This window comes from Aeromonas enterica (assembly GCF_054052465.1).
Map to the genome: position 1 here is coordinate 200,322 of NZ_JBSTYL010000003.1, position 14,524 is coordinate 214,845.

At 60.5% G+C, this 14,524-nt stretch carries 14 protein-coding genes; 3 read left to right on the forward strand and 11 right to left on the reverse strand.

Annotation, left to right across the window (positions count from 1 at the left end; all coding sequences use genetic code 11):
- Positions 1 to 67: 67 nt before the first annotated feature.
- The 11 genes from exeM to exeC all read right to left on the reverse strand — a co-directional run bounded on the left by exeM (position 68) and on the right by exeC (position 10,971).
- Entirely contained in the window at positions 68 to 559 is a 492-nt protein-coding gene (exeM, locus tag ACW5XD_RS05010) for a GspM family type II secretion system protein ExeM (protein WP_456493906.1), read from the reverse strand.
- Positions 556 to 1,740: a GspL family type II secretion system protein ExeL gene (gene exeL, locus ACW5XD_RS05015; RefSeq protein WP_456493907.1), complete on the reverse strand. Its 1,185-nt coding sequence runs from the start codon at positions 1,738 to 1,740 to the stop codon at positions 556 to 558. Before exeL ends, exeM begins: the two co-directional genes overlap by 4 nt.
- 120 nt (positions 1,741 to 1,860) lie before the next feature.
- Entirely contained in the window at positions 1,861 to 2,856 is a 996-nt protein-coding gene (gene exeK / locus ACW5XD_RS05020) for a GspK family T2SS minor pseudopilin variant ExeK (protein WP_456493908.1), read from the reverse strand.
- A 19-nt stretch (positions 2,857 to 2,875) separates the two neighbouring features.
- Positions 2,876 to 3,523, reverse strand: coding sequence for a GspJ family T2SS minor pseudopilin variant ExeJ (gene exeJ, locus ACW5XD_RS05025; RefSeq protein ID WP_456493909.1), 648 nt, complete (start codon positions 3,521 to 3,523; stop codon positions 2,876 to 2,878).
- Between the two features lie 92 nt (positions 3,524 to 3,615).
- On the reverse strand, positions 3,616 to 3,975 hold the full coding sequence (exeI, locus tag ACW5XD_RS05030; protein WP_043140785.1) for a GspI family T2SS minor pseudopilin variant ExeI: 360 nt from the start codon (positions 3,973 to 3,975) through the stop codon (positions 3,616 to 3,618).
- Positions 3,972 to 4,532, reverse strand: coding sequence for a GspH family T2SS minor pseudopilin variant ExeH (exeH, locus tag ACW5XD_RS05035; protein WP_456494067.1), 561 nt, complete (start codon positions 4,530 to 4,532; stop codon positions 3,972 to 3,974). Before exeH ends, exeI begins: the two co-directional genes overlap by 4 nt.
- Before the next feature lie 45 nt (positions 4,533 to 4,577).
- Positions 4,578 to 5,009: a GspG family T2SS major pseudopilin variant ExeG gene (gene exeG, locus ACW5XD_RS05040; RefSeq protein ID WP_456493910.1), complete on the reverse strand. Its 432-nt coding sequence runs from the start codon at positions 5,007 to 5,009 to the stop codon at positions 4,578 to 4,580.
- Between the two features lie 328 nt (positions 5,010 to 5,337).
- Positions 5,338 to 6,558, reverse strand: coding sequence for a GspF family T2SS innner membrane protein variant ExeF (gene exeF / locus ACW5XD_RS05045; protein ID WP_456493911.1), 1,221 nt, complete (start codon positions 6,556 to 6,558; stop codon positions 5,338 to 5,340).
- 1 nt (position 6,559) lies between these two features.
- Positions 6,560 to 8,065 carry a GspE family T2SS ATPase variant ExeE gene (gene exeE / locus ACW5XD_RS05050; RefSeq protein ID WP_456493912.1) on the reverse strand — a complete coding sequence of 502 codons (1,506 nt, stop codon included), beginning with the start codon at positions 8,063 to 8,065 and terminating at the stop codon, positions 6,560 to 6,562.
- A complete protein-coding gene (gene exeD, locus ACW5XD_RS05055) occupies positions 8,065 to 10,101 on the reverse strand; it encodes a GspD family T2SS secretin variant ExeD (RefSeq protein WP_456493913.1) in 2,037 nt (678 codons plus the stop codon). The genes exeE and exeD overlap by 1 nt, the downstream gene beginning before the upstream one ends.
- 21 nt (positions 10,102 to 10,122) lie before the next feature.
- Positions 10,123 to 10,971 carry a GspC family type II secretion system variant ExeC gene (gene exeC, locus ACW5XD_RS05060; protein WP_456493914.1) on the reverse strand — a complete coding sequence of 283 codons (849 nt, stop codon included), beginning with the start codon at positions 10,969 to 10,971 and terminating at the stop codon, positions 10,123 to 10,125.
- Between the two features lie 214 nt (positions 10,972 to 11,185).
- Between exeC and hslR the strand changes: the two genes are divergently transcribed.
- The 3 genes from hslR to pckA all read left to right on the forward strand — a co-directional run bounded on the left by hslR (position 11,186) and on the right by pckA (position 14,352).
- Entirely contained in the window at positions 11,186 to 11,584 is a 399-nt protein-coding gene (hslR, locus tag ACW5XD_RS05065) for a ribosome-associated heat shock protein Hsp15 (RefSeq protein WP_169047324.1), read from the forward strand.
- A gap of 108 nt (positions 11,585 to 11,692) precedes the next feature.
- Positions 11,693 to 12,577, forward strand: coding sequence for an Hsp33 family molecular chaperone HslO (hslO, locus tag ACW5XD_RS05070; RefSeq protein ID WP_456493915.1), 885 nt, complete (start codon positions 11,693 to 11,695; stop codon positions 12,575 to 12,577).
- A gap of 149 nt (positions 12,578 to 12,726) precedes the next feature.
- Positions 12,727 to 14,352, forward strand: coding sequence for a phosphoenolpyruvate carboxykinase (ATP) (gene pckA / locus ACW5XD_RS05075; RefSeq protein ID WP_456493916.1), 1,626 nt, complete (start codon positions 12,727 to 12,729; stop codon positions 14,350 to 14,352).
- Positions 14,353 to 14,524 lie beyond the last annotated feature (172 nt).

Below are 14,524 nucleotides of genomic sequence, written 5' to 3' on the forward strand. Positions count from 1 at the left end.
TTGGCCAGGCCCGAAATCATACCGGAGCGAGATGCCGGAAACCGGACGGCGCTCAGCACGCTTGGGGTCATTGGGGACGACTCAACTGCAAGCGTCTGACCTTGACCAGACCCGGCGCCAGGTTCTCGCGGGCCACCTCGATGACCTGCACCTGCACGCCATACCGATCGGTCAGAGTCGCCAGCCAGATCAGCAGATCATCGAACGCCACCGTGTCGATCCACACCTGCAGCTCCTGCCCCTGGGGCTGCAACCGGGCAATTTTGATCTTCTGGTTGAAGGCGGTGCGGTTCACCACCCCTTCCAGGGTGCCGCTGGTGTCGATCTGACGACCCTGGCCGCCCTGCATCGCCAGCACCTCTTCGCCCTTCTCCTTGAGCCAGGCCAGGGTCTGCTGCTGACTCAATACCTGCCGCTCGCGCTCGTCGATGCGGTTGGCAATGGGTTGCCAGACGACCCAGTAGCAGAACCCGATCAGCAGACAGCTACCGCCGACGGCCACCAGGCGCTGCTCACGGGCGCTGATGCCACGCCACCAGCCTTGTAGTTTGTCCATCATGATGATTTACCCTTCAGCACCAGTGCCCCCTCGACCTTGCCCTCGGTGCTGCGCACCTCGCCCTGCTGTACCGCGAAGCGCTTGCCTGCCAGTTCCCGAAAACGCTCTATCTCGGCAAACCCGGGCGCCGTCACCTGCAAGCGCAATTCGCCCCGGGCAGCATCGAAGCGCAGCACCTCGGGCTTGAGACCCGGTACCTCGGCAAACGTGGGCGCCAGCTCGGTCAGCAACATCAGCATGCCATCCTGCGGGGTCTGCCCCAGCTGCTTGAGGTGCTGTGCCATCTGACTGCGCACGTTGACGATCCGGTTCTCCCCCGGGAAGATCCGGGTGTAGACCTGCCGGATCTCGGCCTTGAGGGCCTTGTCCTGCTCCGCCAGCTGATAGAGGTGCACGCCACGCTGGGTGAGCGCCACCAGCAGCAAGAGCCCGGCCACCACGGCCACCTTGCGCCACTGCAACCAGTAGCGGGAGTATTCGGTCTGTGGCCGGTAGGGGCCCTGCAACAGGTTGGCCTGACAGTTCAGCGCCCCCCTGGCCAGCAGCAGCATGGGCAGCTCTGGATCGGCTGCCAGCCAGTTGGCTGCCGGGATCGCCGGCGGCGAGGTATGACTGTGAATGGTGGCAGGTTCGGCCTCTGCCGCTAGCAACATGGCCAGCAGCGACTCGTCGGCCACTATGCCCTCACAGGGGCCCTGACGCAGCAGCCACTCCTTGCCCAGTTGCAGCGCGGACCAGCCATCGGCAGCGGGCGGCAACGCCAGCACGTCCGGCAACAACTGCTGGCTCTTGAGACCAGCCTGCTGCAACCAGCCCAGCCAGCTCTGCATCTTCTCCTTGTCGACCGCCATCAGGTCCACCTTGTGCCCCTCATGACCGAGCACGACCAGATGCAACTCGTCCACATCGGAGGCGATCTGTTCCTCCAGCAGGTAGGGCAAGGCCGCCGCGGCCTGGCGACTGTATTTGCCCGGCAGGCTTACCCGCCGGAAGATAAGGTCGCAGCCCGGCACCAGGGTCACTACCGGGCGGCCACCAGCACGCTCCCGCAGCTCGCCGAGGGCATGGGCCGAGGCCAGGGTGCCGGAGGCAATGATCTCCTCCTCCTTGGCCGACCACACCAGCCACTCGACCGGTTGCTGCGCATTGGTCCCCAGACGGATGACCAGACTCTCGCTCACAAATATCTCTCCTGCCATTCCCGTCCGCATCCCAGAGGATGGGCGGGAGCGCAGCCCTCGGCTGCTGTCCAATACGGGTCAGGGCGGGTACGACCAGCGGCCGTCACCCACACCTGTTTATCATTCGGCGCCGCCGTTGAGGCGACGCAGCATCACCAGCTTGTTGTCTTTGCCACGCACGAAAACGCTCTCCAGCCTGGCCCGGGTGTCACCCACCTCGGCAATCAGCTTGGCCTCGAAATAGCTGCTCTTGACGTCCAGCGCCGCGTCCAGCCCGGAGATAGTGCTCACCGGCACCGGCATCTGATCCGTCATCGCCTTCTTCTCCTTCCACCCCTTCTGGGGGCGGCTGGTCAGCACCCTCTTGGCGTCATCGAGCCCCACCTTGTCCAGATAGAGGGCCACCAGCAGTGCCGCCTGTTCCGGCTTGATGGTGTTGACGTTCACCAGCAGCTTGTCGCTCGGCAGGGCGCACACATAGGGCGCCAGCCGGGCATACAGACTGGCACTGACCCCCCGCACTGCCCTCAGCTCGTCCGTGCTGAGCATCCACTGGTTCGCGGTCAGATAAGGGGGGGTCAACCCTTCGTAATAAGCATCCTCGGCGCCGTAGCTGGAGACCAGCGCAGTATCCTTGTCGGTCCAGTCGCGGATGGCATCGGTCAGCTGCACCGCTTCGTAATCCTCGACCTCGAGCTGCTTGAGCAGGGCACGAAACGCCTTGACCTGATAAGGCTGCTTCTCGAGATCGTCGCCGCTCTCTCCCTCTTTCAGAGGCACGCTCAGGCTGTTGAGGTTGAAGCAGGATTGCAGATCCCGCACCCGGCCGGTCAGCTTGCCGTCATCCACCGGGAAGACGGCATCCTGTCTGGCCCAGTTCTGACCCAGACTCACCACGTTGGGGTCATCCTTGAAATCCTGAGCCAGCACCTTGCTCACCAGCGCCTCCGCCGACATGGCATACCACCAGGCCTGTTTGCCGGCGGTGAGGTTGCCGGTACGGCGCAGCTCCAGTTGCAGGCGACCGCTCATGTTGCTGGCGATGATCACCATCACCGACAATATGAGCAGCACCACCAGCAGGGCCATGCCCCCCTGGCGGCGGCAAGATGGCATGTGGCCAGCGCCTGTCCGCTTAGTTCGCATTTTCTGCTCGCTGGCCACCGGCCCCGATGAGGAACTGGCGGCGAAGGGTGCCGTAATCTTCCAGCTCCAGCTCCACTGCTAGGCCATAAGGCAGTACGTTGCGCTGGGTCCACTCCTCTTGCCAGGCTCCCTTGTCGTAAAAATAGAGTCGCAGCGCCGTCACCCGATCCAGCATGGGCTGGATGCGCGGCTCTGTGCCTATCACGGGATCCGGGTAGAGGTAGCTCAGCCGCTCCAGCTTGTGATCCTTGAGGCGCCAGCCGACCCGCTGCAAACCGGAACGTGGCAGCATGCCATCCGGGTTGAGCCAGCCACCGCGAATGAAGGCCATGCCCCAGTCGTCGCTCTGCTGGCCGAAGCGGGATGCCGCCAGCAGCACCTTGTTGTTTTCGCCGTCAATGCGGCCGCTGCGGGGCACCATCTGGGTGATGTCCCGCTCCATCAGGGTGAAAGCCAACTGCAACTCGGAGAGGCGCGCCTCCTTCTTCTTGGCCACCTCATCGCTGGTGAGCACCCCCTGCAGCACCTGATAGGCACCCATGCTCAGGCTGGCGAAGATGGCGATAGCCACCAGCATCTCCAGCAGGGTGAAGCCCGCCTGACGGGTACGCGTTTGGCTAAAGCCAAGACTGTTCATCGGCTGACACCGGCTCCGGATCATGGAGACAAGCTGACTCGGGTTCATCGGCTGACATCGGCTCCGGATCATGGAGACAAGCTGACTCAGGTTCATCGGCTGATATAGGTCCGGATGAAGGCAACCGGACTCTCTGCCTTGGGCGCAGTACGCACTTCCATATCCAGCGCCTTGAAGTTGTTGTCGGCGGTGGCCACGCCGCGATAACGCCAGTACCAGGTCTGACCCGCCATCTGTTCGTCTCCCTCCACCCAGCTGTCACCGGGCCACTTGGCCTCCAGCTTCTGCTGCACCAGCTGATTCTCTACTACCCAGGTCGCCAGCGTCTTCTCTTCCAGATAATTGAGCGCGGAGAGGTGCTCGCTGGCGGTTTTCATCACGGCGAGGCCCGCGATGGCGAACACCGCCAGCGCCACCATCACTTCGAGCAGCGTCATGCCACGGGCGTTCATTCCTCCTCCTCGTCCTGCAGCAGTCGCAGGCGGCCGAATTCATCCGCCTTGACCGTGCGCAGGTAGCGCACATCCTCATCCTGTTGGGTCAGCGTCAGCACGAAAGGGGTCAGCTCGCCACCGGGGAAGATCAGCACCTGGGGCGTGCGTTCCTTCTCGTCCCGACCCCGCTCGGTTTTCTCGTCGGACTCGGTACGCCAGCTGAATCCCTCGAGCTCTATGGCCAGCAGCTGGGTGTCAGGCAGTTGCACCTGTCCCAGGATCTTGTCGCCGGTCAGTGCCTGCCACTTGCGATCCTTGGCCGCACGCTGCATGAACTGCCAGCCGTGATCCTCGATGCGAAGCCCCACCAGCCGGCCATCCATCACCGAATACTCCTGCGCCTGTTGCAGGGTCGCCATGAAGCGGCGCGCCTGCTTGTCGAGCTCGCGATCCCCCTTGGCCCCTCCCATGCTGAGAGTGACGGCGGTGGCCACCAGCCCCATCAGCATGGCGACCAGCAATACCTCCAGCAGGGTAAAGCCCGTCTGGCGATGAGGAGACGACGGGCCCCTCACGGCAACGGGATCCACAGTGCCTTGATGGCAGTGCACTCAATCACGTTATTGGAAATCCTTCAGATTCCAGTTGCCGATGTCGTCATCGGTACCGGCTTCGCCATCCAGCCCCATGGAGAAGATGTCGATCTTGCCAAACTGGCCCGGACTCAGCATCTGGTACGGGTTGCCCCAAGGGTCCTGCGGCAGGCGCTTGATGTAACCACCGTCGCGGTAGCTGCGCGGCTCGGGAGCTGCGCTCGGCTTGTTGACCAACGCATCCAGACCCTGTTCAGTACTCGGGTAGCGGTTGTTGTCCAGCTTGTACATGTCGAGGGCATTTTCCAGCGCAACTATATCGGAGACGGCTTTCTGCTGGTCAGCCTTCTCCTTGTTGCCCATCAGGTTGGGCACTACCAGGCTGGCCAGGATCCCGAGGATCACGATGACCACCATGACTTCCAGCAGGGTAAAACCGGATTGACGACGCTTTTGCATGACTTACTCCCTAACGAAATGAGATGGCGCAGGCCATCAGAGATTGACCATATTGTTGAGCTCGAGCGAGTTGACTGCAGGATCGACCGAAGTCACCTGCACGACAGCATCATAAATTCACCATATTGTTCAGCTCGAGCGAATTGACTGCAGGATCGACCGAAGTCACCGGCACGCCAGCATCATAAATTCACCATATTGTTCAGCTCGAGCGAATTGACTGCAGGATCGACCGAAGTCACCCTCACGCCAACATCATAAATTCACCATGTTGTTCAGCTCGAGCGAGTTGACTGCAGGATCGACCGAAGTCACCTGCACGCCAGCATCATAAATTCACCATATTGTTCAGCTCGAGGATCGGCTGCAGGATCGACATCACGATGAACAGCACGACCCCGGCCATGGAGACCACCAGCATGGGCTCGAACACGCCGAGGGCGATGTTCACCTGGGTTTCGAATTCCCTGTCCTGGTTGTCCGCCGCCCGCTCCAGCATGCTGTCGAGCTCGCCGCTCTGCTCGCCGGAGGCAATCATGTGCAGCATCATGGGCGGGAAAATCTTGGTTTCATCCAGCGCCTTGCGCAGGCTGGTACCCTCCCGCACCCGTTCGGTGGCCTCACCGATGCGAGTACGGGCAAAGTCATTGGAGAGCACCTCGCCGGCGATCTTCATCCCCTCCAGCAGGGGCACGGCGCTGGCGTTGAGTATGCTCAGGGTACGGGCGAAACGGGCGGTGTTGAGACCACGGCTGACCCGGCCTATGACCGGCAGGCGCAGCACCACCTGATGCCAGTGACGGCGACGCTTCTCGTCGGTCAGCCACCAGCGCCAGACAAACCCACCCATAAACAGCAGCAACAGGAACCACAGCCCGTAGTGCTGCATCAGCTCGCTGGTGCCGATGAGGAAGCGGGTGGTGGCAGGCAGCTGCTGGCCCATGTGTTCAAACTGGGCCACCACCTTGGGCACCACGGCAGTGAGCAGGATCGAGATGACCCCGACCGCCACCAGAGTGAGCACTATGGGGTAGATCATCGCCTGCAGCAGCTTGGTGCGCATATGCTGGCGCTGCTCCGTGTAGTCGGCGAGCCGGTTGAGCACCTTCTCCAGATGACCGGACTTCTCCCCCGCCGCCACCATGGAGCGAAACAGCTGATCGAACACGTGGGGAAAAGCCCCCAGCGAATCGGCCAGCGAGTAACCCTCCACTACCTTGCTGCGCACCGTCGCCACCAGGCTGCGCAGGTGGGCCTTCTCGCACTGCTCGGCCACTGCCCGCAACGCCTCTTCGATGGTCAGCCCTGCACCCACCAGGGTTGCCAGCTGACGCGTGATGAGGGCCAGTTCGGAAGTGGAGGCGCCACGGCGAAACAGCACGAAGCGATTTGCTTCCCGCTTTGCCTTCTCCGTGGTCTCGTTCACCTCGAGCGGGGTCAGCCCCTGCTCACGCAATTGCTGGCGCACCTGGCGGGCAGAATCCCCTTCCAGTACGCCGCTCTTGTTCCGTCCCTTGCTGTCGAGAGCCTTGTATTCGAATGCTGCCATCTCAATCTTCCCGAGTCACACGCAGCACCTCTTCGAGGCTGGTCTGCCCCTTGAGCACCTTGTCGATGCCGTCGCGACGGATGCTGGGGGTATGACCCCGGATCAGCCGCTCGATGGCCAGTTCGCCGCTGGCGCTGTGGATCGCCTCGCGCACCGCCTCGTCGATCACCACCAGCTCGTGAATGCCAGTCCGGCCACGATAGCCTGTGTGGTTGCACTGCTCGCAACCCACCGGGCGCCACACCTGCTGATCCGGCGCGAGCTCGATGCCCATGGCAAGGCGCTCCTGCTCGGTGATGGGGCGCGGGGTACGGCAATCCGGACAGAGAGTACGCACCAGCCGCTGGGCCAGTACCGCCAACAGCGATGAGGAGAGCAGGAAAGGCTCTATCCCCATGTCCCGCATCCGGGTGATGGCACCGATGGCGGTGTTGGTGTGCAGGGTCGACATTACCAGGTGACCGGTGAGCGACGCCTGCACCGCTATCTGGGCAGTCTCGAGGTCTCGAATTTCCCCCACCATCACCACGTCAGGATCCTGACGCAAGATGGCGCGCAGGCCGCGGGCAAAGGTCATGTCCACCTTGCTGTTGACCTGGGTCTGGCCCACCCCTTCGAGGTCATATTCGATGGGATCTTCCACCGTGAGAATATTGCGATCCCGCGAGTTGATCTCGGAGAGTGCCGCATACAGAGTGGTCGACTTGCCCGAACCGGTCGGCCCCGTCACCAGAATGATGCCGTGGGGCTTGCGAATGAGTTCGCTGATGATGTTGCGGTTGGCCAGCGTCATGCCAAGCTGCTTGAGTTCGAGCCTCACGTTGTTCTTGTCGAGCAAACGCAATACCACCCGCTCACCGTAGCTGGACGGCATGGTGGAGACCCGCACGTCCACCGCCCTGCCACCGATGCGCAGGGAGATTCGGCCATCCTGCGGCACCCGCTTCTCGGCGATGTCCATCCGCGACATGACCTTGATGCGCGACACCAGCAGGGAGGCCAGCTTTCGATGGGGGCGCAGGATCTCCCGCAGCACGCCATCGATGCGGAAGCGAATGACCAGCGCCCGTTCAAAGGTCTCGATATGGATGTCGGACGCCTCCTCTTTTATCGCCTCGCTCAACATGGCGTTGATGAGGCGGATGATGGGAGCGTCGTCGTCAGCGTCCAGCAGGTCCTCGCTCTGGGGCAGCTCTTCGGCCAGCGCAAAGAAGTCCATCTCGTTGCCGAGATCCTCCATCAGCTGGCGCGCCTCGGAAGAGTCGCGCTGATAGTGGGCCATCAGCAGCTCTTCAAACGCCTCGCCGTCCATCTGCTCCACCGTGAAGGCGCAGCCCGCCACCCGCCGCACTTCCAGCAGGGCTTGTGGCGTCACACCCTGACGGCAGAGCAGCAGGGGAGTCCCCTGCCGCTCGGTCAGGATGACACCGAAGTTGCGGGCAAAGGCGAACGGCAACTCGGGCAGGGCTGCCGGCAAATCCGTTCCGTCAAGCTGGTACGCCGCCATCACTTGCTACCCTGTACGAATGGCTGCACTCCGTCAGCCGTCGCCTGCTGGCGCGCCTTCATTTGTTCGATCTGCTTCTGCGCCTCGGGAGACACTGTGACATCCTGGCCATACTCGGGCAGCACCTGGCGTTTGGGCGAGGTGAGGTAGCCTTCCTGGGCAGATGCCTCGAGCTGCTCGGCCCGGAACAGGGTGTACTTGTTGCTGGAGATGCCGGAGTAGACGTTGGCATCCCGCAATATGGTCGGCCGGATGAAGACCATCAGGTTGCGCTTGGAGGTACTGTTGTTGGTAGAACGGAACAGGTAACCCAGTACGGGGATATCGCCTAGCAACGGCACCTTGGAGACTGTTTCACTGGTTTTTTCATCCATCAAGCCACCCAGCACCACGGTTTCGCCGCTTTTCACCAGCACGGCGTTCTTGATGGTGCGGGTATCAAAGGTCGGACCCAGTGTTGCAGTGCCCTCCGCAGCCTTGCTCGCCACACTGGAGACTTCCTGCTCGATAGTGAGCAGCACCGAGTCCCCTTCATTGATCTGCGGCGTCACCACCAGCTTGGTACCCACCGTCTTGCGCTCAATGGTATTGAACACCTGATCGCTGGTGGTCGAGCTCTGGGAGCCGCTTTGCACCGGCACTTCCTGGCCGACGTTGAAGGAGGCTTCCTTGTTGTCCATGGTAACGATACTCGGAGTGGAGAGAATATCGCTCTTGGTATTGGTGGAGAGCGCCGTCACCAACATGGCCCAGTTGCCCTTGTAGAAACCGGCAGCCATGCCATTGAAACCACTGGCCAGCGTGGAAAGCGAGTCCGTGTTGCCGTTGTCCTTGTAATCCTTGGCGGCGATGGCCACTGAACCGATGGGCAGACCGGTACTGTTAAACTGGGTGCCACCGCCATTGGTATTGGCCCACTGAACCCCGAGGTTGAGGCCGTCGCCATCATCGATCTCGACGATGATCGCCTCCACCAGCACCTGGGCGCGGCGGATGTCCAACTTGGCGACCACCTGCTCCAGTTCGGCCATCACATCGGGCTGGGCAGTAATGACCAGGGCATTGGTGGTTTCGTCAGCGGAGATGGCCAGCTTGCCACCACCGATACTGGCACCGCCACCAGTCGTGGTGGTACCGCCGCCCTTCTTGTCCGCTTCTATGCTGGAGCTGACGCCCTTGAGCACCTCAACCATGTCCTTGGCCTTGCCGTATTTGAGGTAGAAGACCCGAGTGTTGCCCTGGCTCTGCAGATCCCGATCGAGCTGACGCACCATCTGTATGATGCGGGCCCGTGCCTTGGGTTCACCACTGACCACCACAGAGTTGGTGCGCTCGTCGGCCACCACCTTGGGCGCCAGCAGCAGAGAGGTGTTGCCGCCCTGACTGTTGCCATCCTTGTTGAGGTTGGTGACCAGTCGCACCATCTCGCCGGCGGAGGCATATTTCAGCTTGATGATGTCCACCTCCTGATCGCCCGCCTTGTCGACCCGGCGAACCACTTCCACCAGCCGGTTGACCACGGCAGCACGGCCCGTGATGAGCAGCACGTTGGAGGGATCATAATGGACCACGTTGCCGCCACCGGCGTTGTCATTGAGCTGACGCAGCAGGGGCGCCAATTCGCGCACCGAGACGTTGCGCACTGGCACCACCCGGGTCACCATCTCGTCGCCTATGCCAGGGTTGGTCTCATCCACCACCGGGATGGCCGAGGTCTTGGCATCCTTGGAGCGCACCACCTTGAGCACGCCGTTGTCCATGGGCACCACGGCGAAGCCATAGACGTCGAGCACGCTCAGGAAGAACTGGTAGTACTGCTCCTCGTTGAGCAGGTCGTAACTGCGGACGTTGATCTTGCCGCGCACCGAAGGCTCTATGATGATGGTCTTGCTCAGGTTCTTGCCGACCGTGTTGATGAACTCTTCGATGTCGGCATTCTTGAAGCTGGCGGAATACTCGGTGGCCCAGGCAGACCCTGCCATCATCAGTGCCGCCGCAACCGTGGCCAGACGCCAGCCCTTCCCTTTATTTATCATTCTTGGTGCTACTCCAAATCATTATTCTGACAAGCCGACATAAACGTCGTAGAGCTGTCCTTGCCGCTCGACGGTGACGGTCATTTCCGTGGCGCCAGCCACCTGCTGCATCGCCTGCATGGCCTGAGCGTTATCCCGCAGATCCAGACCATTGATGCTGACCGCCATGTCGTTGGCGACCAGACCGAGTTGATTGAACAGTTCTGGATTGCTGCCCGGATTGAGGCGATAGCCGACCATGCGACCATCCACCCGGACCGGGGAAATATTGAGGTAATCGGTGATCTTGCCGGGGTTGCCCAGCAGTTCGCTGCGCACCGAGGAGAGTTTGTCATCCTGATTGCCCGGCTTGGGCAACGGCTTGCCATACTCTTCTCCGTCCAGCATCAGAGTCTCGTCCCGCCCGTCCCGCTCGATGATGACGCGATCGGCAAACACCTGGCGGATCTTGGCCTGGGTGCCATCAATGAAATCACCGATACCATAGGAATTCTGCACACCGTTGTGGGCGATGATGGCAATGGATTTGGCAGGGTCCGTACTGGCCAACACACCATTGAGCTGAGCATTGAGTTGGGTCTTGGGGGCATCGGCTGCGACAGCATTGGCCGCCTGGGCCTGTTGCTTTGCCTTGCCAAACAGCGCCAGCCGACTAACACCACTGAGATCGAGCTGGGATGCGCCCTGTCCCTGACTGGCGACCATGGCAGGTTGCCAGGGTTGACTGGCCCGCTGGCTGCCGAGATCCAGCAGACGCCAGGTAAGACCTGCACACTGGTGAGCCAGCAACAGCAGCAGGAGCCAGAACAGGGGCTGGCTGAAACGGGAGAGCGGCACGGTTTTGCAACGGGCCAGAAGGGAGCTCAACAAGTCATCCCTGAACGGTAGCGTCATGTTTATCAATATATTCTGGCATCCAAATCGGTTGGCTATTGTGTACGGCAATGGACCCAGAGACAACCGACCGGATGGGATGAAGCTGCGAAAATTGACATTCCGTCACACCATAAGCCCCCCTGTTTCTATCCCGAGGCCTGCCTCTGGTATAATCAGGCTCCCCTTTCAGCCATCCCGGAGTCGATTCATGCCGAATCCCGCAGAAACCACAACTCAGGTCCGTCTCGACAAATGGTTGTGGGCGGCGCGTTTCTACAAGACCCGCAGTCTGGCTCGCGACCAGATTGAAGGGGGCAAGGTGCACTACAACGGCCAGCGCAGCAAACCGGGCAAGGCCGTCGAAACCGGTGCCCTCATCCGTGTCTGGCAAGGCCAGGACGAGCGGGAGGTGCGGGTGCTGCAAGTGAGCGAACAACGCAAGTCCGCCCCGCTGGCCCAGCTGCTCTATGAAGAGACAGAAGCCAGCCTGAAAAAACGGGCCGAGAACAGCGAAGCACGCCGCTTCAACAGCCAGTTCGCCCCGAGCCCCGAGCGTCGCCCCGACAAACAGGAGCGACGCCAGCTGATCAAGGTCAAGCAATACTAACTCGCCAAGATGGCCTTTTTATGACGACAGGGGGAGGAATAAGTTCCTAACCAGTTGTTAAATAATACCTTTATCTATTTATCTCACCTAAGAACCCAGGAATGCATGATGAGTAACCAAGATCTCTTGTATCGCTATCTGTTTGAAGAGTACGAAGTCCGGGGTGAGCTGGTCCAGCTGGACCATACCTACCGCCACGTGGTGGAAGCCCAGAACTACCCGGTGCAGGTACAAAAACTCTTGGGTGAGCTGCTGGTCGCCACCAGCCTGCTGACCGCCACCCTCAAGTTCGAAGGCTCCATCACGGTGCAGCTGCAGGGTGATGGCCCGGTGCGTCTGGCCGTCATCAATGGTGACAACAACCAGCAGTTGCGCGGTGTGGCTCGCTTTGAGGGCGAACTGCCGAGCGATGGCAATCTGCAGAGCCTGATCGGCAACGGCCAACTGATCATCACCATCACCCCGGAACAGGGCGAGCGCTACCAGGGCATCATAGCGCTGGACGCCGACACCCTGGCGGGCTGCCTGGAGCACTACTTCGCCCAGTCCGAACAGCTGGCCACCAAGCTGTGGATCCGTACCGGCTACCACCAGGGTGAACCCCGTGCCGCCGGCATCCTGTTGCAGGCGCTGCCCGCCCAGAGCGAGGATCACAGCGACGATTTCGATCACCTGACTCAGCTCACCAGCACCATCAAGGATGAAGAACTGTTCGGCCTGGAAGCGGAAGAGATCCTCTACCGTCTCTACCACCAGGACAAGGTGCGGGTGTTCGATCCGCAGGCGGTCGAGTTCCGCTGCACCTGCTCCCGCGCCCGCTGCGAAGGGGCGCTGCTGCAGATAGAAAAGGAAGAAGTCATGGAGATGGTGCAGGAGCTCGGCAAGATCGACATGCATTGTGATTATTGCGGCGCCCAGTACCAATTCGACGAGATCGACGTCGAAACCCTGTTCAGCAGGGCTCCCGATAATGATGCAAACAAGTTACACTAATTGAAGGCGGGCAAAACCCGCCTTTAACTTAAATAACAAAAAAATACCCTATTTTATAAAGTTTGATGGCGATCGCTAAACTCTACCACCTAAGTGATAGGATGAACGCCAGATAGAACCCTACAAACCTCTGAACCCAGGAGAATACAATGACAATCGTGGCAGAACCCACCCTGGCCCAACAATTAGGACTGGACCAGTACGGTATCAAAAACAGCCAAGAAATCGTTCGCAACCCCTCTTACGATCAGCTTTTCGCGGAAGAGACACGTTCTGACCTGGAAGGGTTCGAGCGCGGTGTGGTGACCGAACTGGGCGCCGTCAACGTAAACACCGGTATCTTCACCGGCCGCTCCCCAAAAGATAAATATATCGTCAAAGACGCGACTACCCAGAATACTGTGTGGTGGTCTGACCAGGGTAAAAACGATAACAAAGCTATTACCCCGGAAGTGTGGTCACATCTGAAATCCCTGGTGACCAAACAGCTCTCCGGCAAGCGCCTGTTTGTGGTCGATGGCTTCTGCGGTGCCAACCCGGATACCCGTCTGGCCGTGCGCGTCATCACAGAGGTGGCCTGGCAGGCTCACTTCGTCAAGAACATGTTCATTCGCCCAAGCGATGAAGAGCTGAAAACCTTCAAACCTGACTTTGTGGTGATGAACGGTGCCAAGTGCACCAACCCGAACTGGAAGGAACAGGGTCTCAACTCCGAGAACTTCGTTGCCTTCAACCTGACCGAGAAGATCCAACTCATCGGCGGCACCTGGTACGGTGGCGAGATGAAGAAAGGCATGTTCTCCATGATGAACTACTTCCTGCCCCTGCGCGGCATTGCTTCCATGCACTGCTCCGCCAACGTGGGTCAGGATGGCGACGTGGCCATCTTCTTCGGTCTCTCCGGCACCGGCAAAACCACCCTCTCCACCGATCCCAAGCGTGCGCTTATCGGCGATGACGAGCACGGCTGGGACGACGACGGCGTGTTCAACTTCGAGGGGGGTTGCTACGCCAAGACCATCAAGCTGTCCAAGGAAGCCGAGCCGGACATCTTCAACGCTATCCGTCGCGATGCGCTGCTGGAGAACGTAACCGTTGCCACCGATGGCACCATCGACTTCGATGATGGCTCCAAGACCGAGAACACCCGGGTCTCCTACCCCATCTATCACATCGAGAACATCGTCAAGCCGGTCTCCAAGGCGGGTCATGCCAACAAGGTGATCTTCCTGACCGCCGATGCCTTCGGCGTGCTGCCTCCAGTCTCCAAGCTGACCAAGGAGCAGACCAAGTACCACTTCCTGTCCGGCTTCACCGCCAAACTGGCCGGTACCGAGCGTGGCATCACAGAACCGACCCCGACCTTCTCCTCCTGCTTCGGTGCGGCCTTCCTCAGCCTGCACCCGACCAAGTACGGTCAGGAACTGGTGAAACGGATGGAAGCGGCCGGCGCAGAAGCCTATCTGGTCAACACCGGCTGGAACGGCACCGGCAAGCGTATCTCCATCAAGGATACCCGCGCCATCATCGACGCCATTCTGGACGGTTCCATCGAGAAGGCCGAAACCAAGGTGCTGCCGATCTTCAATCTGGAAGTACCGACCGCGTTGCACGACGTGAACCCGGCGATCCTCGACCCGCGTGACACTTATGCCAATAAGGCCGAGTGGGATGCCAAGGCTCAGGATCTGGCTCAGCGCTTCATCAAGAACTTCGAGCGCTTTACCGACAAGGAAGAGGGCAAGCGCCTGGTTGCTGCTGGTCCGCAGCTGTAACACCAGCGCCCTTCTCTTGCCGACATCCATACCGGTCAGCCCTGCTGACCGGTATTTTTTTAACCAGAGGGCGGCGTTTGATCCCCGCCAAACCTTGCCTTGTGGCCGGTTGCGCGTTAGATTCAGCCCAACTTTATACAATATACAATTTTGTAACGATTCCCCTGTGACC